Origin of the sequence: Pedobacter paludisoli, from assembly GCF_052344095.1 — a bacterium.
Taxonomy (GTDB): domain Bacteria; phylum Bacteroidota; class Bacteroidia; order Sphingobacteriales; family Sphingobacteriaceae; genus Pedobacter.
The window spans coordinates 2072253-2098214 of the sequence record NZ_CP179926.1; the positions used below are offsets into that span (position 1 = coordinate 2072253).

The window sequence follows — 25962 nt, forward strand, 5'->3', positions numbered from 1 at the left end:
ATTTAATCCCATCGAATGTTTACTTCTATTTGACTATTAAGATAAGTATACCCAAATCCATATACATATACAGGCGTATCGCTTGCGTATAAAACTTCCTTATCATCTATTCCGTCTCCATCCGAGTCGATCAACATGCTATAATATAGCAATAACTGTGCTTCATAGTTCATTATTTGATCGTATGTACCCCATGTCTGTAAGCTTGTTACCTCATAAAAAGGTATAAATGATGGATCTTGTGTATGTACAAAATCAATTTTAAACGTGCTTGAATGATTCCATGTTCCTCCAGTACCTTTGCCTTGATACCACGCAAGAATATCAACATCAGCTTTAAAAAGCCCTTTAGAACCTACCCCTCGAAAACGTATTTCAGAAAAATAATTAGAAGTTGATGCCGAAGAAGAAATTAATCTATTTGGCTTTAACATTTTTAAATTATCCCTATCTATTCTGGCCTTTTCGATGCCTTCAGCTTTTAAAAATCCAATAGCTCTAGATTCTTTTATAGACTCGATTAGCTTTTTAGCACTTTCTGCATTTAAACGAAGTGGTGTAATTCCCTTTGGAATATTGACTCTACTTATCTCTTTAAAACCAAGTGCAGATAATTCGCTGGCTACATCAACATTTTGCGCTTTTTTTAATTCTTCCTTTTTACATCCTGTCAAAAAGAAAAAAATCATTACAAAAAAACCTTGTATTAAGGCTTTAAAAGAAATTTTTGAATTGTTTTTGAATTGTTTTTGAATTGTTTTTGAATTGTTTAGCATTTTTTTGATTACTTGTTTATTTAATTGATTGTTAATTTTCAAAGTATATATCAAAAACAATTTGCGAAGGGCGACAGCGTTAATTCAGTTGCTCTACAAACGTTAAAGATGATATTATTTTAATGTTAAGGTTGATATAACATATAGAGTGGCGCGAAGATAAAATAAAATATCTATTTGATTGTTATTTTTTCAATTAAGATCCAATAAAAAAGACATCCCTTTTGAGGATGTCTTTTACTATAAAAAAGTACTAGAATTAAAATTCCGATTCCATACTTTCGCTTAAAATAGCTTTATGTTCGCTTAATTTTGCTCTTGTTTTATCCTTGTGTTTTGTAATTTGTTTTCTTAACGATTCAATTGCCAAATCGGTGGCCTCTTCAAATGATTTACATTGTTCTTTAGCGAAAAGCGTTCCTCCGGGCACAATTAGCTTTATCTCACTAATCTTGTTTGCCTCATCCTCTACATTCTCTAACTTTAAATACACTTCGCCGCTTATAATGTGATCAAAAAACTGATCCAATTTATTTGCCTTTTTCTGAATAAACTCCAACAACTTACTGTCTGCATTGAAATGGATTGATTGAACTCCGATTTTCATTTTTCCTCCTTTTTTTTACGCCTTTGGATGGGCTTGTTTATAAATTGTTTTTAACCTTTCTATAGAATTGTGCGTATAAACCTGGGTAGCGGCCAAGCCTGCATGGCCTAAAAGTTCCTTTATTGCGTTTAAATCAGCTCCGGCATTTAATAAACTCGTGGCATAACTATGGCGCAATACATGGGGGCTTTTCTTATCATTTGTTGTAATCTTACTTAAATGCGAGGTCACAATTCGATATATCAATTTCGGATATGCCGCTGCTCCTGAATTTGTAACGATTAATGTAGGCAAATTGTTATCAAAAACTTGCAACTTTTTTAGTGCAATGTAGTTATCCAGCTGATTAATAAGCTGTTTATTTATGGGTATAATTCTTTCTTTATTTCTTTTCCCTAACACTTTAATGGTTCCATCAAACATGGCGATATCACTTTCCTTTAACTGAAGCAACTCGGCCAATCGTATACCCGTACCAAAAAGTAGTTCTACAACCAAATGGTCGCGCTGCGAAGCAAATGAGTCATCAAAATTGCCTTCATTATCCAATAGTTGATTCATTTTATCCGTTTCCACAAAAACGGGTAAACGCTTCGGAATCTTTGGTGCCTTAATTAATGCTGCACTATTTTGGGCTATTTTCTCTTCCCGTACTAAAAATTTATAAAAAGATCTTAGCGAGGAGACTTTCCGATTAATGGTGCTTTCGGAATTCCCTTTCTCCATTAAATCCACCAAGTAACTTCGAATATGTGTATGCTTTACATCCAAAAAACTTAACTCAAATTCAGAAACTATAAAGGATTCAAACTGGGTTAAATCAGTACGATAAGATTCAATCGTATGTGCCGAGAACCTCTTTTCGTGGGTTAAGTATGTTATAAAACTGGCTAGAAGCATTCAAAATCGTTTACACAGGTATTAAAATGAAGTTACGAATAGTTTTTCTATAAAGTCAAATAATTAGAAATAAAAAACATGTGCTCATTTAGTACTTTCTATACTTTGAAGATACAGCCTGTCTAATCAGCTATTTACATTACTACAGCTTATTAATAGATGGTTCCTTTTGTCCACAAAAACAAAATATGTACTTTAGAGCCTATCATTTGTATCCATGTTATCCTTATTATTTTCAATCATGAATCTTAAAAAAGTAGTAAAGACCTTTACATTTTGTCTGCTGGTATCCTGCACGGCATATGCTCAAAAGCCAAATATCGTCTATATTTTAACTGACGACATGGGTTATGGCGATATCAGCGCACTTAATAAAAATTCAAAAATTCAAACACCCCATTTTGATGCACTTGTGCACAGCGGAATGAGTTTTAGCGATGCGCATACGAATTCTGCCGTTTGTACTCCCTCGCGCTATGGTATCTTGACCGGTAGATATGCGTGGCGAACCAATGTTCAAAGCGGTGTGTTGTGGAGTTACGATAGCTTAATGATTACTAAAAACCGAACCACAGTAGCCTCTTTATTGAAAAAAGAGGGCTATAACACCGCCTGCATAGGTAAATGGCATCTTGGCTTAGGCTGGCAAAAAGATGCTGCCGGAAAGATTGATTTTAACAAGCAGTTAACCAACGGTCCTACTTCGATTGGATTCGACTATTTCTACGGCATTACCGCTTCATTGGATATTCCTCCGTACTTCTATATCCACAACGATAAAATTACCGCTACTAAAATTGATACTATAAAAGGTACCAGTGGACAGGGTTTTTGGCGCGAAGGCCCTATTGGTAACGATTTTAAACACGAGGAAGTACTCCCTCGATTTGGAGAAAAAGCCTGTGAATACATTCAAACGCAAGCCAAAGCAGATAAGCCATTCTTTTTGTATTTACCTCTTCCCTCTCCACATACCCCTATGCTACCTTCAAAAGATTTTAAAGGGAAGTCTGGTTTAAATGATTATACCGACTTTGTTTTAATGACGGATGACATTGTTGGTAAAGTATTAAAGGCCATAAAAGATGCTGGAATTGAAAACAATACCTTGGTAATATTAACCAGCGATAATGGCGTGACTCCGGTGTCGGATATTCCGACATTAACGGCCAAAGGGCATTATTCGAGTTATATCTATCGAGGTGCAAAAGCTGATATCTATGAAGGGGGCCATCGTGTTCCGTTCGTGGTAAAATGGCCTGCACAAGTGAAACCTAATTCAAAATCTGATGCCACTATTTGCCTAACTGATTTTATGGCAACTTTAGCTGAATTAAATCGTCAACCGCTGAAAGATAATGAAGGAGAAGATAGTTTTAGCCTATTGCCGTTACTTTTGCAAAAAGGAAACTACACCAGAAAAAACATTGTTTTACACTCTATTGATGGAAATTTTGCGGTTCGAGAAGCCAACTGGAAACTGGAATACGCATATGGTTCTGGAGGCTGGAGCACCCCAACAGAAAAAGAAGGTAAACAAAATAAACTTCCAAACCTTCAGCTGTACAACCTTAAAAATGACATCGCTGAAAAGGATAATCTGGCGAATAAAAACCCTCAAGAAGTTGAAAAGTTAACACGAATACTGGAAAGCACGATTAACAATGGTCGTTCTACCCCGGGCAAAAAACAAAAGAACGATGTACCGGTTCAGTATTTGAAATACCAATAGAAAACTTAAAGCCCATTAATTTTAACGTTGATGGGCATACTTCTCCATACAACACCAAATAAATTCCTTCAAGCATAAAAAAAGCTTCTGATTTTACAACCAGAAGCTTTTTTTATATTGTGAAGTACAAATTATGCATTTGTATCTTGATTTAAACCTTGAATATAAACGGCGTGCTTAATTTCAGTACGACGAGATACAGATTTTTTCTCGTATGCTTGACGGCTACGTAGTTCTCTTAAAACTCCAGTTTTCTCAAATTTCTTTTTGAAACGTTTAAGCGCTTTATCTAATGATTCGCCGTCTTTAATGTTGATAATAATCATAACGTAGAAATACCTCCTCTCGTGTTTTTTATATTTTCCCTTTTGTTAGGGGATGCAAATGTAAGTAAAATATTCTGATTACAAAACCATTAGGATATATTTTTAAAAATAAAATTATACCGGTAATTTTTAATTTCTTACATAAACAGCTATATTAGTTACTCTAAATCTACGATATGACAACTGGAAGAAAAATCACCAACACCTTATTAATTATTATTTTGCTACTCGTAAGTGGCTATTTGTACTACCACTATTTCTTTGTTCTTGGAACAGGTGTAAAAGCAGGGCAATTAAATTACATTGTTCATAAAGGATATGTATTTAAAACATACGAAGGAAAACTGGTTCAACTAGGGATAAAATCGGGTGGTAACGCCGGATCAGTTCAAAACAATGAATTCGAATTCTCGGTTAGCGACGAAAAAATTGCTCAAAAAATGATGGAGAATGGTGGCAAGTATTACGAATTGCACTATAAAGAATATAACAATAGCCTTCCTTGGCGTGGTTACAGTAAATATGTTGTAGACAGTATTTATTCTATGCGAGACAACTAATCGCTCTTTTATAAATACTCCATATACACGCAAAAAACCGGAAGACCAATCTCCCGGTTTTTTTTGTTTACAAGAAATATAAAACCTAAGCTAAAAGCTCTCTGGAAATAACAATTTTTTGAATTTCAGAAGTTCCCTCTCCTATTGTACATAATTTGCTATCGCGATAAAATTTCTCAACCGGAAAATCTTTCGTATATCCATATCCCCCGAAAATTTGCACCGCTTCCGTAGCAACCTTTACTGCAACTTCTGATGAAAAATACTTTGCCATAGCCGATTGCTTCGTAACCGGTTGATGCCTGTTTTTTAAATCGGCTGCTTGCCGAATTAACAATTCTGCCGCTTCAATTTCAGTAGCCATATCTGCCAACTTAAAACTAATTGCCTGAAAACTCGAAATGGGTTTTCCAAATTGGTAACGTTCTTTTGAATAGAGCAAACTAGCTTCAAAAGCGCCTTTTGCAATACCTAAACCTAATGCCGCAATTGAAATACGTCCGCCATCTAAAACTTTCATGGCTTGCTTAAAGCCTTCGCCAACGTTCCCCAGCACATTACTTTTTGGTACACGGCAATTATCGAAAATCATTTCCGTAGTTTCGGAAGCACGCATGCCTAGCTTATTTTCTTTTTTACCCGCAGAAAAACCAGGTGTTCCTCTTTCAACCACAATAGCGGTAATACCGGCACTGCTTCCTGCTTCACCTGTTCGCACCATTACCACTGCCACATCGCCGCTTTTTCCGTGTGTTATCCAGTTTTTAGCACCGTTTAAAACATATGCATCGCCATCTTCGATGGCAGTGGTTGTCATTCTTAAAGCATCTGATCCGGTATTTGCTTCTGTTAATCCCCAGGCGCCTAACCACTCAGCACTAGCCAATTTTGGGAGCCACTTTTTCTTTTGTTCTTCCGAACCAAAGGCTAAAATATGTCCGGTACATAATGAATTATGCGCTGCCAAAGATAAACCAATTGATCCGCACACTTTTGATATCCCTACAATTACATCTACATACTCTTGATAACCTAAACCAGAGCCTCCGTATTCTTCCGGCACCAAAACGCCCATTAACCCTAAACTGCCCAACTCTTTAAACAATTCTACAGGAAAATATTGCTTTTCGTCCCATTCCATCACATTTGGACGAATGTGGCGTTCTGCAAAATCGTGAACCATTGCCTGAACGCTTTTTTGGGTTTCAGTTTCTGAAAAATTAAAATCTATGTTCATAAATAAAAAGGTAGTTTAAACAAGTATAACGAATTATTTTAGAAGTCGTTACCCTTTAATATTTGCTCAGAAACAGAATGAAACAGTATTGGGTTCAATAAGCAGAGCGATACATTTTAAAGCTTGTGATTCTTCAATTGTCGCATGGCGATTTATTTTAAATTTCTTAAAAAGCAAGATAGGGTTTTATCTTCTGAATGGTTTCTTCAGGCAAAATTATTACTTTTTTCAAATCAGCGATGCTAGTAAACTTTCCGTGTTGTTTACGATATTGAATCAATGCATTTATTTGTTTGTAGCTTAAATAAGGATTGGTTTTTAAATCGTTAAACTCTGCGGTATTAACATTTATAGTCTTTAAGCTATTAGGCGATAAAGAAATTTGACTTTTAATTTCATTGTATTTAACGGAGTCTAATCCATAAACCTCCATCAGTTGTTCCTTCTTATAAAAACCTCCCAATCTATCGCGGTACTTGACAATTCGCTTGGCAAAGGCCGGACCAATTCCTTTTATCTCATCCAGCTTTGCCGAATCTGCCGTATTTATATCCACAACAAGTGCTTCTTTTTTAACATATTCCTTCTTCTCAAATGGAATATCTTTTTTTACATTGATAGGCGCCATATCCTCTATTGCTACATAGGGCAGCAATCTTTCATACATGGCTGGAGAAATGGTATACATCCGCTTCAAATCGGTTGCTTTATAAAATTTTCCACCTTTGGCAACATAGTTAAGAATGCTTCCTGCTTGTTTTGCCGAAAGTCCCAGGCGCTGCCATCCTTCCAAATCAAGTGTATTTGGATCAAAAGGAAAGCGTTCGGCAACGCCGCTTGCTTTTTGATCTAGTGATTTATCATTTTTGTATCGAAAATCAGGCTTATTTACAAGCTCAATCTGTTGCAATTGGGCTAATAAATTTGCGTTATCCTTTTCAATTGGTTTTGTATATTTATAAACTAAAGGGATGGTTTTCAATACGATAATGATTATAATAAGTAGCAATAAACCGTTAAACTCGCCCTTACTAAAACCAAAATGCTTATTTAACCAAATTTTCATTTCAGTGATATGACATGTGTATTATAAATATAAATCTTATTTTTGGGATTGCAAAAAGAGTAAACCCAAACGAATTAAAAAAGTAAAAACATTTTTTGATTAGGCTCTTTTAAAAATCAAACCATTATTTATATGAAGATTATTACTACTTCAGAGTTTGCCAAGGCAACGAAGATAGATAAACTTGGAGTACCGGGATTAGCTGGCTTGTTGATGGAGATCATGAAATTAAATGACATCAACGATGTTTTTTCCCAAAATCAGCATTTTAAAGGACTAGAATTTGTAGATAAAATATTAGAAACCATCGGCGTTTCGATTGATTTTGATGAAGATGATTTAAACAGCATCCCTAAAACAGGTCCTTTTATTGCCATTGCCAACCATCCGTATGGAGGTGTTGAAGGTTTAGCCTTGGTTAAACTTTTATGCACGGTTAGACCTGATGCAAAAGTGATGGTTAATTTCATTTTAAAGAAGATTCCTAATTTGGATGAGTTTTTTGTAGCCGTTAATCCTTTCGAAAACGTGCAACATTCATCTAGCATCAGCGGTATCAAAACTACCTTAGATTTATTAAGAAGCGGTACCCCAATTGGTATTTTCCCGGCAGGTGAAGTTTCTACATTTAAATTAGATACCCAACAAGTTACCGACAGATTATGGCACCCTGTGGTTGGAAAACTCATTTCAAAAGCCAAAGTACCGGTTGTACCCATCTATTTCCATGGAAACAACGGGGTTTTGTTTAATATTTTAAGTTTTATTCATCCTACCTTACGCACGGCTAAACTACCTTCTGAATTTTTAAACAAACAAGGATTAACCATTAAAGTACGTATTGGAAAGGCCATTTCGCCCGTTGATATTGCCAATATTAACAAAGGAAATAAATTAATGGATTTCTTGCGCGCCAGAACCTATGCCTTGGGCGTTGGTATGGAACCAGAGAAAAAACTTTTTAATCCGCTAAAGCTTTTCAAAATAAGAAAAAAACCTGCGCAAATTATTGATGAAACACCAAAGGAAATTCTGAGCAAGGAGGTTCAAAACTTAACGGAACATTTGGTATGGACAGAGAAAAATTATGAAGTCTATATTGTCCCTACGCAGAAAATCCCGCATATTTTACACGAAATTGGTCGCTTACGCGAGATAACTTTCCGCGAAGTTGGAGAAGGCACGAATCAAAAAATTGACTTAGACAATTACGACATCTATTACAATCACTTATTTATATGGGATAAGGATAATGATACCATTGTTGGTGCCTATCGCATTGGTAAGGGTGATGAAATTTTAGAAAGCATGGGCCGCAAGGGATTTTACCTTTCGGAACTTTTTAAAATGAAAGACCAATTTTTGCCTATTTTACGTCAAGGTATCGAACTAGGACGTTCATGGATTCGCAAAGAATATCAAGGGAAACCACTTCCTTTATTTTTATTATGGAAAGGTATTTTGAAATATTTAATCGATAATCCGCAATACCGCTATATGTTTGGCCCCGTGAGTATCAGCAATAGTTTCTCTAAATTTAGTAAAGCGCTCATTGTTGATTACATTACGAAAAACCATTTCGATTATGAAATGGCCACCTACATTAAACCGAAAAACAAGTTTAAAGCAGATTTATTACCCATCAGTACAGATGCTTTGGTGGATAGCAGCGAATCGTTTAAAGATTTGGACAGCTTAATTGGCGATATTGAAAATTCGCACATGAAAGTACCCGTACTTATCAGGCAGTATATGAATTTAAATGCAAAAATCATTTCGTTTAACATTGACCCGAAATTTGCCGATTGTTTGGATGGTTTCTTATTGGTTGATACGCACAACATCCCTGAGGAAATCATCGAAAAATTAGGTAAAAATTTATAAAAAAAATGCCCGGACATCCACCCGGGCATTTTAATATCAACTAACCTAAACTTTATAAATACTAACCAAATATTTATACCACAAAGGTAATGTGCCCTCATTAACCTAATGTTAAGCTGAGGTTATTTGTTTACTACGTAACATGGCAAAATCGGGTCCACTATTTTTTCTATTCTAAACCAATCGTGGCTGCCGCTAATCTAAAAACGTAAGGTTTTTAGCCAGCACTGAATCTTCAATATTAAACCCGTGTTAAGTTGGCGTTAAATTATCATCAACTGTTCACGAAAACAAAATGCGGCTCTACCGGATATTTTTGTTTAAATTTAGGTTAGTTCGAAAATACACTAACCAAATTCATAGAAATTGAACATCCGGAAATATCTATATTGCCTATTATTGATTGCATTTAGCAATATCCTCGGCATGTGTGATGTTATGGGACAAACTTATTCGTTTGATCTTTACAAAGACGTTTTTGAATTTCAATTAGACTCAACAGCGCGGATAAAAACAGCAACTGTAGCTGAAAAAAAAGAAGCCATCAACTTTTATATGGCTATTAATGCTGGAAATTACCAACCCCTTATTTCATCTCTAAAAAATTATAAAGAGAAAAAGCATTTAGATGATTGGATTTTTTACCAGTTAATCCGTAAAACAGCGGAACAAATATCGCCAAAAGCCGACAACTATTTCCGTTATACCTTATACAAATGGTTCCTGCTTAGTAAATGTGGTTATGATGCCAAAATAGCCATCGGTGATGAACAAATCATCTTATACATTAAGAGTGATGAAGATACCTGGGATATTCCTTTTTTTATGATTAACAATATCCGATACAGCTGCCTAAACTATCATGATTATGGTAAATTGTACAAAGAACATACTAAATATATCCCCGTAAACATTAAAATTGAAGGCGCTACAAATGCCTTTTCTTACCAGGTAAAAGAAATGCCTGAGTTTAAGCCCAACAGTTACAATGAAAAAAACCTTGCATTTAAGTACGCTCAAAAAGTATATCACTTTAAACTTAAAATAAGTAATGAGGTAGAAGGTATTTTCAAAAATTACCCAGTAGTTGATTATCAAACCTATTTCAATATTCCTTTAAGTAGCGAAACGTACGGGTCGTTAATTCCGGTTTTAAAACAAAACATAAAAGGCATGAGCCAAACCAAAGGGATTGACTATTTAATGCGTTTTACGCGTTATGCTTTTCTGTATGAAGATGATGGACAGAATTTTGGCAAAGAGAAACGATTATCACCCGAACAAACTTTAATAAATGAATATAGTGATTGTGATGATCGAGCCGCATTATTTTTTTACTTGGTAAAGGAGATTTATAACCTTCCGATGTTAGCGGTGTTGTACCCAACCCACTTAACTGTTGCTGTGCAATTAGCGAACACGCCTGGAGAATTCATTTTATACAACGGGAAAAAGTATTCCTTTTGCGAGCCTACTCCCCAAGTTCAAGATTTAAAAATTGGCCAAATCTCTGCCAATTTGAAAAATAGCAAATATGAGGTTGTGTATGCCTACGAACCAAAATAATCCCACATAACCTTCAATTTATAACGCAATAGCTACAAAACATCTGTATTCTATTGAAAACAAATCAGTTATCCGATTTTTATTTTATATATTTAAGATAAATTCCTAAACTGCAAGTTATGTCTGCTAAAATTTATACTGTCTTAAAAGAATACTATGTTGAGATTCATGATAGACCGATAAAAGCGCGCATTCTGTCGCAAGTAAATCGCGACAATGTTTTTGTCTTTCAAACGAGTGCATTTTACAAAAATCGGAATCATGCTGAGCCACATGAACCGGTTTCTACCTTTACTTCTTTTGCTAATGCAGAAAGGCATTTATTTCAATACCTAGAAGAGTTTCAAAACACCCTCGATTTGGGTGGTGAAGTTACAGAAGGTAATCGTTTCTAATTACTATCGAGAACACCGGAAATAGCAATACATCCAATTTATTGTATTGGTTTCTGACTAATAATATCGAGCATAATACCTATAGTAAAAGTCTCATGTGAAAAACTACATGAGACTTCTGCTTTTTATTCCTTTACATGACGCGAGTTATCGCTTAATTTCTTGTGAGAAACACATACCATATGCTTAGCCTGCAAACCTGCTTTTTTAACTGAATTCTAATTAAAAACGAAAGAAGGGATCTAAATAGACCCCTTCTTTCGTTATACGTCACTCTTTAAAAAAGAGCATCTGTTTTTTATAGGTTTGCTAATAAATCAACACCGTCTACAGTAGCCCATTTACCTTTTGTTAATGAAGCACCAGTTGCCGTTGTAGAAGTAGTCCAGTTAGTTCCGAAACTTGCTGCTGATGCAGTAAATCCTGTTGCACCAGTAATAAACAATGTAGGAGTATTAGTAACTTTAACATTGGTTAATTTAATTTTGCCTGTTAAAACTTGGGCATCATATGTTGCTTTATCACGAATTTGAACAGCACCACCTGTGAAGGCTGTAGGAGTTGTTTGACTGCCATATCCATCAATTACAATATTGCTAAAGTCACCATTTCCGTTTGCTTTAAATTGGAAAGCATCTAATTGAATTTCACTTTGCGCCTCAGTAGTAGTACCAGCTGCTCTTTTCAAAGTAATATTGGTAACTTTAGGCCAAAATGCATTGTCAACACTTTTAGACTCAACTTCCATACCGTAGTTTGCAACACCTGTTTGGTAAGCGTACCAGTTTGTATTGTCTTGACCTCTCCATCCATCTTGCCAATCGAAAGAATCGTCAGAGTTACCGTAAGAAATTAAATTTTTACCACTTACTGTACCTCCATAAAACTCGAAACCATCATCGTTTCCTTTGTAAGACACTAAGTTTTCTAATACAGTACCGCTACCTACAGAGTAGAATGAGAAACCATTTTGTTCTTTTGAGTTGGTTGTAATTACACGGCCAGCATATTCAACACGTACATATTTTAAAGTACCACCATTATGTGTAGTGTTTGAACCTCCGTAACTTAAATTTAAACCATCTTCTGATGTTGCTGTTTGAGGAGCTGCAGCTGTAGCTGAATTTACGATTGGAGCATCACCATACATGATGATTCCATTCCAAGAACCCCCAACTTTAGACTTTTCTGTTAAAACAATTGGCTCATCAGCAGTACCAATCGCTACTAGTTTCCCGCCATTTAAAACTACTAATCCATCATCGCCATCTGTTTTATCTGCAGTAAAAGTAGAACCTGCTTCAATAGTTAAGGTAACGCCTGACTGAATTTTAACTACTCCTTTTAAAGTATAGTTACCATATGCTAACGTTCTATTTGCTGTGATGTCACCAGTAATTTCTCCTTGAACTGGAGTTTTTGTAGGTACTGTTTCATCATCATCTTTTGAACAGCCTGTAAAAATAGCAGCTAAAACAGCAGCAGAATAAAGTAATTTTTTCATTTTATTTTTTTTAATTGTATTTAACTTTTATTAGTGTAAAAGTAGACTCTCTATGTTTTCAATAGGTTAATTTTATTTTAACCTTACAACAACTTCACGTTAATAAATTGTAAACACCTCTCTTAAAAAGTATAACCTAAGCCCAATGAGATTCCTACACCTCTTTTATAATCTTTTACGGTTAAATCGTTTTCGTAAATTGGTACAATATTGTTATCACCTAAATCAACTCTATAGGTAGGATTTAAAATATTCTCTACTGATAATTTTAAATCCCATTTACTTGAAATTTTATTATTCCAAATAAAATCTAACTTACCAAATGGTTTTTCGTAATAGTTATCCAAACCGTTTGTACCTACTGCATAAATACGCTCTCCATAAATATTATAGGCTAAAGTCATCGTACTTTTCCATTTCTTACTGAAATCGCTTTCATGCTTAATATCTGCATTGATTAACCATGGAGATGCTCCTTGTAATTTGCGCGTGTTTGTACCTCTAATTGCAGCCGTTTCAGTTGGATTCTTAACATTATCAATGGTAGTTTTTGTATACATTAATGAGGTATTGAAACCAACCGAAAAATTAGAAAGCGACTCGCTAAATCTAGATAACTGTAATAAAAACTCTAATTCTGCTCCGTATAAAACAGCCTGTTTTGAGTTGTTATAGGTAATAGCTAAACCACCGCTTCCAGCTGATTGTATGAATAAACGCTCAATTGGATCCTGAATATATTTAGCGAAACCAGTTACTGCTAACATTTCTTTATTTGACGGAAACAACTCGTACTTAACGTCTACATTATAGTTTTGGCTATTAATTACGTTTGGATTACCGTTTTCAATCGTAGCATCTGGATTAACAAACTCTAAAGGATATGCCTCCATAACAACTGGCTTTGTTAAGGTTTTTGATGCTGAAAATCTTAAATTCGATTTCTCTGTTAATTCATATTTCAAATTTGCAGCAGGCAAAATATCAAAGTTGTCTCTGGTGATTTTTTTGAATGGATCATTAAAACTTCCTGGCTCTCTATAGCGGGTAATTCTTTGCGATTGTTCAAATCTAGTTCCAACATTTAAATTAAATTTATCATTTAACTTAAGTGATAAATCAAAATAACCTGCGTTAACGCCTTCTTGCATTTTAGCTGCATAGGTAGAATTTGAACCCTCATTATAGGTAAATCCTCCGTTCGAAATTTGATTTGCCAATACTGCATCTGGTTGATTTACATCAAAAACGGCTGTATTAGAAGCTAAATTTTGCGAAACTAAAAATCTGAAGCTTGATTCCATTCTGTTGAAAGATCCGTTATAACCCACGGCCAACTTATTTGAAGTAGCTCCTTCAGAACCACCAAATTTCCAGTTATATTCTAACAAACCTGAGGCAAATAGATCTCCATTAAAATCCATGTACTGTCTGGTAATACTATTACCTGTGTAACTGATTGAAATTGTATTGTCGTCAATCATCCCTCCTTTAAAAGATTTTCTATCTGGCAATTCATACTTTGTTTGAGAATAAGAACCACCTACCTTAATGCTATGCGCATCATCAGCTGTTATTTTATAATTTGCTAATGCCTGTCCGGTAAAGAAGTTTGTTTTTTGCAATTGATTTAAACGGATAAATGAGTTATTTACCGTAGCCTGACTATTGGTATAGCCCAACTGATCTTGGATCATGGTTTCAGTTCCTTTTAAATAAAAGGCATTTAAACCTAAGCTTAATCTTTTGCTACCGTAATTAATGCTTCCTAATAGAGAAGAATTTGTAGTGAATCTGTACTTGGTTGTATATAAGTTATTGTCGTAAATACCTTGGGCTGTATTAAAAAAGCGATCTACTCCTTCTCTTACTTGAAAACCATTATCTGTATTAATTGAAACTAAATACTGAATAAAACGGTCATTTTCTAATTTGAATTTTTGTGTATGAAGAACGCCAATATTCGCACTTAAAGGAGCATTTGCCTCTTGTACGTCAAAACCTTCACCAAACTGAGAGTTGGCTTCGTTTGCAGTCATCGTGTAAGAAGATGGTTTGCTACCAAATACCTTTGGCATATTTCTTCCATTACCCGTAAATCCAAAATAATCCCCGATAGATGTTTCGTCCTCAGGTCTTAAGAACTTCTTAAAAGTAGTATTTGATAAATAGCTTGTACCAATGCTAATCTTAGTCGTTGGTTTTTCACCTTTTGCTGTTACAATATTAAATGTACCACCTGCAAAATCGCCATATAAACTAGCATTAAATGTTTTATAAGTCTCTAAAACACTCACAATGTCGGTAGGAAAAAGATCTAAAGCAACAATCTTTTTAAACGGGTTGTTAGAAGGAACAGCTAAACCATTAATTAATAGATTATTATATCTATCCTCTAATCCTCTAACAAACAAACCACGACCATCAACTTTGGTAATACCTGTTATTTTTGTCAAGCCTTCCTCTACATCGCTTACTCCCTTTCTCGACAACTCTTGAATACCTATACCCTGTTTAATTTCAGTGGCATTTTTTTGTTGTGATAATAAAGCGGTTTCTGTCTCTTTACTAGCAGTACCCGTAATTTTAACTTCGTCTAGCTTTTGAGAATTTGATTCTTCTAGCACAATGTTTAATGTAACAGTTGCGCCAGACTTCACCTCAACAGGTAATTCTCTGCTGGTATATCCTAAATACGATGCCTCAATTACAACATTACCGTTTACAGCCTGAATAATATACTTACCGTCAGCACCGGTTGAAGAACCTTTCGTTGTGCCTTTAATTTTTACAGAAACACCTATTAATGTTTCGCCGGTTTTTTTATCGGATACTGTACCAGAAATTTTGCCACTTTGGGCCTGAGCGATAATACTAAAGAAAAGAACCAGTATAGTTAATAGTGGTCTCTTAAATTGTGTTGTTAAGTTCAATGTGCCTATTTTTTATTTTAGGCAAAAGTATTACGGCAATGTTAATTAAAAGTTAGATGTTAATTAAGGTTTGTTTACCCCTGTGTTAACTAAATATTAACTACTGCTTATATCGGGTGTTTTAATACCGAAGTCCCGTTTTCTTGCAAATAAAGTGCAATAACCAAATTGGGCCAATTAACAAGAACTTAACATCGTCTAAAAAAGAAGGCTTCTTTCCTTCAATTTTATGCCCAATAAATTGACCAATCCAAGCTAAAACAAAAATACTGGTATAGATTGCGTAAGCTGTACCGCTTCCCAAGCCAACGGCCTGTTCTATTTTAACAATGATGTATGCCATTAATCCTACCACCCAAATCATGATAAAAAACAAATTGGGCGAAAGTGTAAAATAATAATACATACTAAAGGCCAAAAGAAAAGAGGCCCAATTAAAGAAACCATTGTAGCTTCCTAAAAAATTCAAATGAGGAAAAGGAATTTGCCACACTATGCCTAAAAGACTAAAAACGATCAAGGGTACACAAATCCAATGTACCAATTTATTGGTTGGATTTTGATGGCTCTCTGCGTATTTATCAAAAAGGATGTCGACAGGGCGTTTCTCTTCGTTTTTCATTTTATATTCAGTTTAAAAGGTAAAAATAAAAAAAGCGATGGACATTGCCATCGCTTTCGGTTATTTTCAACTTCGTTTTTGTTCTTAATTTAAAACCAAGCTGTTTTGTTTCATTTATTTTGCGAATGCTACTGAACGTGTTTCGCGAATTACCGTCACTTTAATTTGTCCCGGATACGTCATTTCAGTTTGAATACGTGTTGAGATATCGGCAGCCAATAACTCTGCTTGTGCATCGGTAATACGTTCACTTTCCACAATTACCCGTAATTCTCTACCTGCTTGAATGGCAAATGTTTTTTCTACGCCTGGATACGAAAGCGCTAGTTCTTCTAAATCTTTTAATCGTTTGATGTAACTCTCAACCACTTCTCTACGGGCTCCTGGGCGGGCTCCTGAAATAGCATCACAAGCTTGAACAATTGGAGAAATCATCGACGTCATTTCTATTTCATCGTGGTGGGCTCCAATGGCATTACAAACTTCTGGATGCTCTTTATATTTCTCAGCCAATTGCATTCCCAAAATTGCGTGTGGTAATTCAGGATTATCATCAGGCACTTTACCTATATCGTGTAACAAGCCCGCGCGTTTGGCCATTTTTGCATTTAAGCCCAGCTCTGCTGCCATGGTAGCACAGAAATTAGCCACCTCGCGCGAGTGGTGCAATAAATTTTGTCCGTAAGAAGAACGGTAACGCATACGTCCAACCATTCTAATTAACTCGGGGTGTAAACCATGAATACCTAAATCGATTACCGTACGTTCACCAATTTCGATAATTTCATCTTCAATTTGTTTCTTCGTTTTGGCAACAATCTCTTCAATACGCGCGGGGTGAATACGGCCATCCGTTACTAAGCGATGCAAGGCCAAACGCGCAATTTCTCTCCTAACAGGATCAAATCCTGACAAAATAATCGCCTCTGGCGTATCATCCACAATAATTTCAATTCCTGTAGCGGCTTCTAAAGCACGGATATTTCTACCCTCTCTACCAATTACCCTTCCTTTAATTTCATCACTCTCGATATGAAAAATAGAAACTGAATTTTCAATAGCCGCTTCTGTAGCAGTACGTTGAATGGTTTGAATCACAACTTTTTTAGCTTCTTTACTGGCCGTAAGTTTTGCTTCATCCACAATATCCTTAACCTGCATCATGGCTTGTGTACGCGCTTCTTGCTTTAAGTTTTCAACCAATTGCTCTTTTGCCTCTTCGGCCGATAAGCCTGCAATGGTTTCCAATTGCTTTAAGTGTTGATTCTTTAATTGTTCAACTTCTTCTTGCTTTTTAACTGCAATTTCAGTTTGCTTTTCTAAATGCGTACGTTGCTTATCAAGCTCTTGCTCTTTTTTGTTATAATTTTCTAAACGTTGATTTACCGATTGTTCTTTTTGTTTAATGGTATTTTCACGTTGATTAATGGTATTATTCCGTGCACTTACCTCTTGTTCATGCTCCGCTTTTAGTTGCAAAAACTTCTCTTTTGCTTCCAAAAGACGGTTCTTTTTTAAGATTTCCGCATTATTTTCAGCGTCTTTTAATATTTTCTTAACCTTATTTTGAGCGGCTATTTCTTGTTGTTTAAGTAAATTGCGTAATAGGAATCTTCCTACAGCAATACCGATACCTAAACCTGCTATTAATGCAAATACGTATCCTAATATTTCTACTGTCTCCATTTTTATTTTTATGTAAAAAAACCGCAACTAATTTTTTAAAGTCTCATTCATTTTAAACCTCAACTAAGCATAATTGGGATTTAAGCCATTTTCAGGTGCCAAAGCAGATGAAATACGCCCTCTTAACCCCATAGATATTGAAGTGTTAAGTTTTATAAATTTTGAAACTCAAAAACTAGCTGCGGCTATATTTTTGTGCTAATATTGAAATTATGTGACCCATAAATTTCTATACCCTTTTACGCAATTGTATCGGGGTAATGTAGATTTAAGGATGACAAAAATTTAAAGAACGAACCTTTATTTTGAAAAAAAATCGTTTAATAAACCATCTAGTTGTTCCACTTTATCAGCTACTGCAGTATCTTGATTTTGTACTTTATTTTCTGTTCTCAGTACGGCCGTTGCATAATGCAATACTGCCATTGAGAGTAAATCCTGCTTATCTCTAACCGCATAATTCTCTTGATAGTCTTTTATGCGTTCGTTGATCATTTTTGCTGCCCGTCTCACAATTTCTTCCTCTTCCATGTTTACCTTTAAGGGGTAAATACGGTCAGAAATGGTTATTTTAATCGAGATTTCTCCCATTTTTCTAGCTTAGTTTCTGATTTTTTCGCTTACTTATTTCTTAAGTAAAGCGATACTCTTATCAATCTCCCGCACAAAATCGTTAATTTTTTGCTTAATATCAAGCGATTTTTCCGTGGCCCCTTCAATACTTTTGGCAAGTTTGGTCACCCTTAGCTTTTCTTCTAAATCGACATTCTTCCCTTTAGCTGTATCCAGCGCAACCTTTAGCGATTGATTTTCAAGCTTTAATAAATCATTTTCTCCTTGCAGCGCATTACACAACTCAATTATCTGAGCCGTTTTTTGTACTACTTTATCTAATTGATCTGCAACAGAAGCCATGAATTTATTTTTTAAAAATACGAATTTATATTTTATTTCCTAATCTCAGCACCTGCTTGCTGGGTTAAATTGCCAATTAACTTTTGCATCGTTTGCTCAATTTGCTTATCGGTTAGTGTTTGCTCCTCATCTTGCAAAATAAAATTCAGGGCATATGATTTTTTTCCAGCTGGTAATTTATCACCCATGTACACATCAAACACACCAACTTCCTTAATCAACTTTTTATCCGTTTTAAACGCAATACTTCTTAAGCTTTCGAATGTAACCGCTTGATCAATCAATAACGATAAATCGCGACGAACTTGCGGATATTTAGAGACTTCTTTGTTGACAATTTTGTTCTTTTTAACACTGTCTAATAAAGCAGCCCAATCAAAATCTGCATAGAATACTTCTGCATTTACATCCGTTTGCTTTCTATCCGCCTTGGTCGCTGCTCCAAAACTTACCAAGGTCTTGTTGCCTCGAAAATATTTGATTCCATATGCAAACTCATCCGTATTCAAACTATCTGTTTGATACGTGGTAATTCCTAAACGCGATAAAATAGCATCTACCGCTGCCTTTAGGTTATAAAACGATGCTGGTTTTGAGTTCTGATTCCATTGCTCTGCTTGTTTTGCTCCCGAAAGTAAAACCAATAAGCGTGGACGCTCCACATATTCACCGTTAATTAAATGATAGGTTTTTCCAAACTCATAAAACTTTACATCTGGATTTTTTCTGTTTTGGTTGTACGTAACGCTTTCCAAAGCAGGCATCAACAAGTTTTGACGCATCACATTTAAATCGCTACTTAATGGATTTAAAATATGTACGGCTTCATCAAGATTCTTTGAATAGGCCGATTTTGTTAAGGAATTACACCAAATTTCTGCATAACCATTTGCGGTTAGCATATCAGCAATTACATTTTGTGTATTTTCTTTATCCGGTTTCACCGTATACGAAAGGGATGCATTAACTTTTGAAGGAATTTCGATGTTGTTATATCCGTAAATACGTAAAACTTCTTCCGTAATATCGCATTCGCGCGTTACATCCACTTTATAAGCTGGAACTTTTAGCGACAAACCTTCCGTCGTTTCTGCCGTAGCATCGATTCCTAGTGCCAGAATAATTGCTTTAATTTCTTCTGAAGGGATATTGGCCCCGATTAACTTTGTAATATTGGCATACTGCACATCAAACTCGAATGCCGGAATCGGGTTTGGATAAATATCTGAAATGGATGATGAGATTTCACCTCCTGCCAATTCTTTGATTAATAAAGCAGCGTACTTTAACGCTACAACCGTCATTTCTGGATCAGTTCCGCGTTCGAAACGAAAAGATGAATCTGTTTTTAAACCGTGGCGTTTCGCTGTTTTACGAACCGAAACCGCATTGAAATAGGCGCTTTCTAAGAAAATGTTTTTCGTTTCGGCACTCACACCTGATGAGGCTCCTCCAAAAACACCGGCAATACACATCGGCGCTTCGGCATTGCAAATCATCAAATCATCGGCACTTAATTTACGTTCTACATCGTCTAAGGTTACAAAAGGAGTATTTTCAACCACTTTCTTTACCACTACTTTGGCTCCTGCAATTTTATCGGCATCAAATGCATGCATCGGCTGCCCTAAACCATGTAACACAAAGTTGGTAACATCTACCACGTTATTTATCGGGCGTACCCCAATTACCTTTAATTTATCTTTTAGCCACTCTGGCGATTCGGCAACCGTAACGCCTGAAATAGTCAAACTGCTGTAACGCGGGCAAGCGGCTCCATCTTCAACCGCTACAGGGATAACCAAATTTTCGTTATCTACCTTAAAAGAAGCCAAATCTGGCAGGGTATACTGCGTACGGAAATAACCGGCTAAATCTCTTGCTACACCTAAATGAGAAGCAGCATCAGCACGATTTGGCGTTAATCCAATCTCGAACACATAGTCGTCTTCCATATTGAAATGTTCTTTTGCCAATACACCTACTTGCGTATTAGCGGGAAGCACCATAATGCCATCATGCCCTTTTCCTAAGCCAATTTCGTCTTCTGCACAAATCATCCCTTGCGAAAGTTCGCCTCTAATTTTCGATTCTTTAATCTTAAAAGGTTCACCCTCTAACGGATAAACGGTGGTTCCAACGGTTGCCACAACTACTTTTTGGCCTGCTGCCACGTTTGGTGCCCCACATACAATCTGAAGATTTTCTGTAGCCCCTACATTGACTGTAGTTATCCTTAAACGATCGGCATTCGGGTGTTGCACACAGGTTAAAACTTCGCCAATAACCAAGCCCTCTAAGCCACCAATAACCGGTTGAACTTTTTCTACACTTTCTACTTCTAAACCAACATTCGTCAATATTAACGAAAGTTCGTTAGGTGTTTTATCTATTTGAACGAATTGTTTTAACCAGTTATATGATATTTTCATCTGTTACGATTTGAGATATGCCTCTTGCGATTTAATGCGAACACTAAATGCAATTCAAAAATTTTATAAAAGGCAAAGATATTATTTAAAGACTAAAGCAGGAAGTTAAAGCCCAAAATCTTAGGAGAAAATTCAACAAAAAACATGCTTTCTTTTCAGTTATCTGACTGATTACCGTTATTTAAAAAAAAGCTGTACAAAAACTGGTAAATGATCTGAAAAGTAGCGTTTATCTTTATTATCTGTCAAAACCGCATACTTTTGAACTCTAAACGACTGATTTACGAAAATATAATCGATACGATTTTTCAAATCGCTATTAAAATCAAAGCCATTAAAAGTTCCATTAGGGCCATAAGGGGGCTCTCCTGTAACTTCCTTAGAATCATACAGAAAAGTCTTTATGGTGGCAATAGCTTCCGTTTCAGGAGTTACATTTAAATCGCCTGTAAATACCACTGGCAAGTTAGGCGCTATTTCTGCTATTTTTTGTTTTATCAACTTCGCTGATTCTATTCTTGCTTGCACGCCAACATGATCGTAATGGGTATTAAACACCATAAATGTTCGCTTATTTTCTTTATCGAACAATTTTACCCAACTGCACACCCTATTCAAAGCAGCATCCCATCCTTTGCTTGGTTTTCCAGGTGTTTCTGATAGCCAAAAAGTACCGCCTTCTTTTTTCTGAAAGCGATCTTTATCAAAATAAATGGCCGAAAACTCTCCTTTGCGCTTACCATCATCTCTACCAACTCCTACTACATCGAAATTGCTTCCTGCTAACAAGTCATCAAATTGCTCTGGCAAGGCTTCTTGTACACACAATATATCCACATCGTGAAACTTTATTAAAGCCTTCACATTTTCTTTACGGTTTGGCCAGGCGTTTATACCATCAGAAACAACGTTTAAACGAATGTTGTAGCTGAGTATATGGATTGGCTCAGATGCATGTTGTGCGAACGTCACGCTATTGATTAGTGATAAAAGGACGAATATTTTTAAAATTTTCATAGTTTCGATTCAAATTTGAAATCCCCTTCAATGTCTCGTTTGCCAGCATTTGAACCGAAAATTGAGCAGAATTTCTGGCGAAAGATACCCATATGCAGTTATGTTGAAATTAAGACACTGTTAATTTATAGAAAATAGATTCATACTTGATTCCGATGTGATTACATTGCATCATTATCTCGAAAACTGTAATATTGTTGATCAGCAAAAATTAAATGATCAGCCACACTTAAGCTTAACAAGTCGCCACCAGCAACTAATTGTCGGGTCAACTTTATATCAGCGGCGCTAGGTTTTAAGTTCCCTGAGGGATGATTATGTGCTAAAATAATGCTTGCGGCATTGTTTTGGAGTGCTACTTTGAAAATCACTTTAGGATCAGCAATGGTTCCGGCTTGGCCACCCTTACTTATTAGTTGTTTACTTACAATATTTCCTGAACGACTAAGCACCAGAATCCAAAATTCTTCGTGATTGAGATCTGAAAAGGTGGAACGTAAATAACGAAAAGCATCGGACGACGAACTAACCTTTACTTGTTCTAAACCATTTTCTTCTTTTCTGCGAAGACCGAGTTCTAGCGCAGCGGTAATTGAAATCGCTTTCGCTTCTCCTATTCCTCTAAATCTTGATAATTCTTGAATAGAGGCCCGCCCCAATTTTGCCAAATTATTTTCATAGGTAGCCAAAATACGTTTACTTAAATCGACGGCTGTTTCTGTTCTATTCCCAGAACCAATTAAAATCGCAATTAATTCAGCATCTGTGAGGTATCTACGTCCGTGAGTTAGGAGCTTTTCACGCGGTCTATCTTCTTCTGCCCAACTCTTTATACCAAGTTTTAAATGATCGTTTTCCATTTTTTTACAATAAAAAAGGCACCCCAATTTGGTTGGGATGCCTTCTGACTAATATCGTAAAAAAATTTGGCTTATTTTAAACCGTTAACGAATTTCGTTAATTTTGATTTATTGTTTGCCGCTTTGTTTTTGTGGATTACATTTTTCTTAGCTAAACGATCTAACATAGAGATCACTTTAGGCAATAATTCAGAAGCTGTTTTTTTATCTTCTGATGCACGTAATCTTTTAATAAAGGTACGAGTAGTTTTTGCCTGATATCTGTTACGTAAACGTTTTGTTGCGTTTGCTCTAATTCTTTTTAATGAAGATTTATGATTTGCCATTTCTATTTAGCCTTTTATATTTTCTTAATCGTTTTCCTATAATTCGGGTTGCAAATATAGGATTAATGTTTTGATTTTACAAAACACTTTTCATTTTTTTATTTGATTATTTTTCTTCCAATAAACAAAGCACAAAAATACAGCTTTTTTTCGTATCTTACTAATAACCACATATTCTAATAAAATTTAATTTCCCCTTCAAATACAGGCATAAAATGCTATTTTTGAAGAAAAAAATCTATTGTGAAAAAACGAATTGCCATTTTTGCTTCAGGTTCTGGTTCCAATGCTCAAAAACTGATGGAGTATTTTAAACGTAGTAACGATATAGAAATTTCGCTTGTTTTAACCAACAACGCTGATGCTTTCGTATTACAAAGAGCAGATAATTTCGAGATACCTACCCATATTTTTGACAAAAACGAGTTTTACAAAACAGACAATGTGATCGATTTACTCAAAAACCTTGACATCGACTTTATTGTTTTAGCAGGATTTTTATGGTTAGTTCCACAACATTTAATTGACGCCTATCCCGGCAGAATCATTAATATACACCCTGCACTTCTACCCCTTTATGGTGGAAAAGGTATGTATGGCGACCATGTACATAACGCCGTACTGGCAAATGGCGATAGCGAAGGGGGAATTACCATTCATTATGTGGATGCAAACTACGATGAAGGAGAATACATTTACCAAGCGCGCTATAAAATAGAACCTGGCGATAATTTAGAGCTGATAAAATTTAAGGGACAACAACTGGAACATCTTCACTATCCAAAAGTTGTTGAAAATCTAGTAAAGAAAATAAAAAAATAAAAAAACGGCGATACACTACACCCATGTATCGCCGTTTTTTTTGATGTATTACGCTAGCGAATTTGGGAGAAACAATCCTCGATCAATGGCTTTTAAAATTAAGTCTGGCATTCTATTTACTTCCATTTTAAACATCAATTGCCGCATATAGCTTTGAATGGTATTCGGACTTAACTCCAATTCGATTGCAATTTCCTTTACGGTCTTTCCAGAACAAACGTGATGTAATAATTCCTTTTCTCTCGGCGACAAAACAACATCTGAACTACTTTCCAGCAATTGCGATTGCACCAATATTTCTTTTAGACTTTCCCCCACATAAGGCTTTTTATCCTCTTTATCTACAAACTTTAGCGCTTCTAAAAACTCCTCTGTTGATGCATTTTTACACAGATAACCATTTGCACCACTTTTAAATGCTTCACGTATCGTATTCGGATTCGAAATGCTTGTGAGTACAATTATCTTGAGTTCAGATTTTGATTTTTGCTTCCTTATCTGGGTAATCAATTGTATTCCAGTCATATCCGAGATTACCATATCCGTAATTAAAATAGTAGGCTTAGTAGCCTTCAGATGCGCAAAAAATTTCTCCGCATTATCATATACGTTGACAGATTTTACAAAACCTGAATCCAGCAACAACATTTTTAATAATTCAGACAGCAATTGATGACTGTCGATGATACAAATATCCATATTCAACCTTTTACCAATCTAAAATTAACGCAAAGGTCAATTTATTTTAAAGTCATACTAATTGAGATGTTTTAATGATAAACTAAAAGGGTTATGATTTATTTCCTACAAAAGTAAGCTATTAGTCCCGTTTTGGGATATCAAATAACGAGCATATTATAAACTAAACGATTTAAAAACATAAGTATTTTACTTTCATCTAAAATTATATTTGAGAGCAATTTCAAACTCCCCGTTGCTGTACCCTTGAAGGTCTGAGGTATTCGTTGTATACTGGGTTAATATGGATAGCTGTTTGCGATACACAGTTCCCGCTCCTATCGTTACACTATTGGTGGTGTGATAAATCCCACTGATCTGCAACTTTCTCTGAAAAAACTGCAGATTCGTCCCCACATCCACAATATCGTCATAATTTTCTACCCGCCTATACATCACCAATGGCTCTATCTCCTGAAGTACCGATGCTCCTTCATTGATAAATTTGTATGCCGCTGATGTCATGAACAATGCCCTATCGGCCACATTTCTAATGTTATCATGTTTGAAAAAACGTTTTAAATTCGGTATAGCAGTTTGAAGTGTCAATGTTTTGGTTCGAAAAGTAACTCCGAAATCTCCATCAAAATACAACTTGCGGTCTCCATAACCAAATAAGGATACATCCCCTAAATCCGCTCTTACTTTTGCAAAATCAATGTATTCACTTAAAATCCCTCCCGACAAACCAAAATCCAGAAAAGTACCCGTATCATTCAATGGTAAATGATAAGCGTATGTACCTTTTAAACTCGTTCGATTTAGTACACCGGCTTTGTCGTTATAAAAATTCACTCCAAAAGCCATGCGTTTCCCTCCATACGCTGCTGTTATACTTTGCATAATAGGAGCGCCTTCTATTGCTGTCCATTGCGCCTTTAGTGCGCCATTCAACTCCCAACCTTTTTCTAGCCCAGCCATCGCGGGATTTAAAACATAAGGGTTTTGGTAGTATATGCTACCCAAGGGATTTATTTGACCAAATACACTGCTTGATAACGCAGTTATTAAAAATAGGATATATATCTTTTTCATGGAGTATGATTTCTATTCTGTTA

General features: G+C 35.7%; 24 protein-coding genes. 6 read left to right on the forward strand and 18 right to left on the reverse strand.

Annotated elements, in window-relative coordinates:
* Nucleotides 1–2: 2 nt before the first annotated feature.
* From ACJVDK_RS08375 to ACJVDK_RS08385, 3 genes are all read right to left on the reverse strand, one after another.
* On the reverse strand, nt 3–818 hold the full coding sequence (locus ACJVDK_RS08375) for a hypothetical protein (RefSeq protein ID WP_443939823.1): 816 nt from the start codon (nt 816–818) through the stop codon (nt 3–5).
* A gap of 217 nt (nt 819–1035) precedes the next feature.
* On the reverse strand, nt 1036–1383 hold the full coding sequence (hpf, locus tag ACJVDK_RS08380) for a ribosome hibernation-promoting factor, HPF/YfiA family (protein ID WP_443939824.1): 348 nt from the start codon (nt 1381–1383) through the stop codon (nt 1036–1038).
* Nucleotides 1384–1398: 15 nt separating this feature from the next.
* Nucleotides 1399–2283: a tyrosine-type recombinase/integrase gene (locus ACJVDK_RS08385; protein WP_443939825.1), complete on the reverse strand. Its 885-nt coding sequence runs from the start codon at nt 2281–2283 to the stop codon at nt 1399–1401.
* A gap of 241 nt (nt 2284–2524) precedes the next feature.
* Here ACJVDK_RS08385 and ACJVDK_RS08390 point away from each other — a divergent pair, with 241 nt between their 5' ends.
* Nucleotides 2525–4015, forward strand: a complete 1491-nt coding sequence (locus tag ACJVDK_RS08390; RefSeq protein ID WP_443939826.1) for a sulfatase family protein — start codon at nt 2525–2527, stop codon at nt 4013–4015.
* A gap of 131 nt (nt 4016–4146) precedes the next feature.
* Here ACJVDK_RS08390 and rpsU read toward each other — a convergent pair whose 3' ends face one another.
* Nucleotides 4147–4341: a 30S ribosomal protein S21 gene (gene rpsU, locus ACJVDK_RS08395; protein WP_443939827.1), complete on the reverse strand. Its 195-nt coding sequence runs from the start codon at nt 4339–4341 to the stop codon at nt 4147–4149.
* Between the two features lie 176 nt (nt 4342–4517).
* Here rpsU and ACJVDK_RS08400 point away from each other — a divergent pair, with 176 nt between their 5' ends.
* Nucleotides 4518–4901, forward strand: a complete 384-nt coding sequence (locus ACJVDK_RS08400) for a hypothetical protein (RefSeq protein WP_443939828.1) — start codon at nt 4518–4520, stop codon at nt 4899–4901.
* 85 nt (nt 4902–4986) lie between these two features.
* Here the strand turns inward: ACJVDK_RS08400 and ACJVDK_RS08405 are convergent, their stop codons facing one another.
* Both ACJVDK_RS08405 and ACJVDK_RS08410 read right to left on the reverse strand, forming a co-directional pair.
* On the reverse strand, nt 4987–6138 hold the full coding sequence (locus ACJVDK_RS08405; RefSeq protein WP_443939829.1) for an acyl-CoA dehydrogenase family protein: 1152 nt from the start codon (nt 6136–6138) through the stop codon (nt 4987–4989).
* A gap of 166 nt (nt 6139–6304) precedes the next feature.
* Entirely contained in the window at nt 6305–7204 is a 900-nt protein-coding gene (locus ACJVDK_RS08410; protein ID WP_443939830.1) for a ComEA family DNA-binding protein, read from the reverse strand.
* 132 nt (nt 7205–7336) lie between these two features.
* On the opposite strand from ACJVDK_RS08410, the gene ACJVDK_RS08415 reads away from it, so the two are divergent.
* From ACJVDK_RS08415 to ACJVDK_RS08425, 3 genes are all read left to right on the forward strand, one after another.
* On the forward strand, nt 7337–9088 hold the full coding sequence (locus ACJVDK_RS08415; protein ID WP_443939831.1) for a lysophospholipid acyltransferase family protein: 1752 nt from the start codon (nt 7337–7339) through the stop codon (nt 9086–9088).
* 399 nt (nt 9089–9487) lie between these two features.
* Complete coding sequence (locus ACJVDK_RS08420) at nt 9488–10654, forward strand: hypothetical protein (RefSeq protein WP_443939832.1); 1167 nt, start codon at nt 9488–9490, stop codon at nt 10652–10654.
* 119 nt (nt 10655–10773) lie between these two features.
* Nucleotides 10774–11049, forward strand: coding sequence for a hypothetical protein (locus tag ACJVDK_RS08425; protein WP_443939833.1), 276 nt, complete (start codon nt 10774–10776; stop codon nt 11047–11049).
* Between the two features lie 298 nt (nt 11050–11347).
* Here ACJVDK_RS08425 and ACJVDK_RS08430 read toward each other — a convergent pair whose 3' ends face one another.
* The 10 genes from ACJVDK_RS08430 to rpsT all read right to left on the reverse strand — a co-directional run bounded on the left by ACJVDK_RS08430 (nt 11348) and on the right by rpsT (nt 23344).
* Complete coding sequence (locus tag ACJVDK_RS08430) at nt 11348–12553, reverse strand: hypothetical protein (protein ID WP_443939834.1); 1206 nt, start codon at nt 12551–12553, stop codon at nt 11348–11350.
* Between the two features lie 122 nt (nt 12554–12675).
* Entirely contained in the window at nt 12676–15486 is a 2811-nt protein-coding gene (locus tag ACJVDK_RS08435; protein ID WP_443939835.1) for a TonB-dependent receptor domain-containing protein, read from the reverse strand.
* Nucleotides 15487–15607: 121 nt separating this feature from the next.
* The gene (locus ACJVDK_RS08440; RefSeq protein ID WP_443939836.1) at nt 15608–16108 is read right to left on the reverse strand and encodes an Mpo1 family 2-hydroxy fatty acid dioxygenase; all 501 of its coding nucleotides are present in this window, start codon (nt 16106–16108) and stop codon (nt 15608–15610) included.
* A gap of 114 nt (nt 16109–16222) precedes the next feature.
* Nucleotides 16223–17794, reverse strand: coding sequence for a ribonuclease Y (gene rny / locus ACJVDK_RS08445; protein WP_443939837.1), 1572 nt, complete (start codon nt 17792–17794; stop codon nt 16223–16225).
* Between the two features lie 300 nt (nt 17795–18094).
* On the reverse strand, nt 18095–18385 hold the full coding sequence (locus tag ACJVDK_RS08450) for a cell division protein ZapA (RefSeq protein ID WP_443939838.1): 291 nt from the start codon (nt 18383–18385) through the stop codon (nt 18095–18097).
* 33 nt (nt 18386–18418) lie between these two features.
* The gene (locus ACJVDK_RS08455) at nt 18419–18709 is read right to left on the reverse strand and encodes a hypothetical protein (protein WP_443939839.1); all 291 of its coding nucleotides are present in this window, start codon (nt 18707–18709) and stop codon (nt 18419–18421) included.
* A gap of 32 nt (nt 18710–18741) precedes the next feature.
* Nucleotides 18742–21141 carry a phenylalanine--tRNA ligase subunit beta gene (gene pheT / locus ACJVDK_RS08460; protein ID WP_443939840.1) on the reverse strand — a complete coding sequence of 800 codons (2400 nt, stop codon included), beginning with the start codon at nt 21139–21141 and terminating at the stop codon, nt 18742–18744.
* A 177-nt stretch (nt 21142–21318) separates the two neighbouring features.
* Nucleotides 21319–22158, reverse strand: coding sequence for an endonuclease/exonuclease/phosphatase family protein (locus tag ACJVDK_RS08465; protein WP_443939841.1), 840 nt, complete (start codon nt 22156–22158; stop codon nt 21319–21321).
* Between the two features lie 161 nt (nt 22159–22319).
* Nucleotides 22320–23018, reverse strand: a complete 699-nt coding sequence (gene radC, locus ACJVDK_RS08470) for a RadC family protein (protein WP_443939842.1) — start codon at nt 23016–23018, stop codon at nt 22320–22322.
* A 71-nt stretch (nt 23019–23089) separates the two neighbouring features.
* Nucleotides 23090–23344, reverse strand: coding sequence for a 30S ribosomal protein S20 (rpsT, locus tag ACJVDK_RS08475; protein WP_443939843.1), 255 nt, complete (start codon nt 23342–23344; stop codon nt 23090–23092).
* A 243-nt stretch (nt 23345–23587) separates the two neighbouring features.
* Between rpsT and purN the strand changes: the two genes are divergently transcribed.
* On the forward strand, nt 23588–24166 hold the full coding sequence (gene purN, locus ACJVDK_RS08480; protein WP_443939844.1) for a phosphoribosylglycinamide formyltransferase: 579 nt from the start codon (nt 23588–23590) through the stop codon (nt 24164–24166).
* Between the two features lie 48 nt (nt 24167–24214).
* Here the strand turns inward: purN and ACJVDK_RS08485 are convergent, their stop codons facing one another.
* The gene (locus ACJVDK_RS08485; protein WP_443939845.1) at nt 24215–24865 is read right to left on the reverse strand and encodes a response regulator transcription factor; all 651 of its coding nucleotides are present in this window, start codon (nt 24863–24865) and stop codon (nt 24215–24217) included.
* Nucleotides 24866–25060: 195 nt separating this feature from the next.
* Nucleotides 25061–25939, reverse strand: coding sequence for a PorP/SprF family type IX secretion system membrane protein (locus ACJVDK_RS08490; RefSeq protein WP_443939846.1), 879 nt, complete (start codon nt 25937–25939; stop codon nt 25061–25063).
* Between the last annotated feature and the right edge of the window lie 23 nt (nt 25940–25962).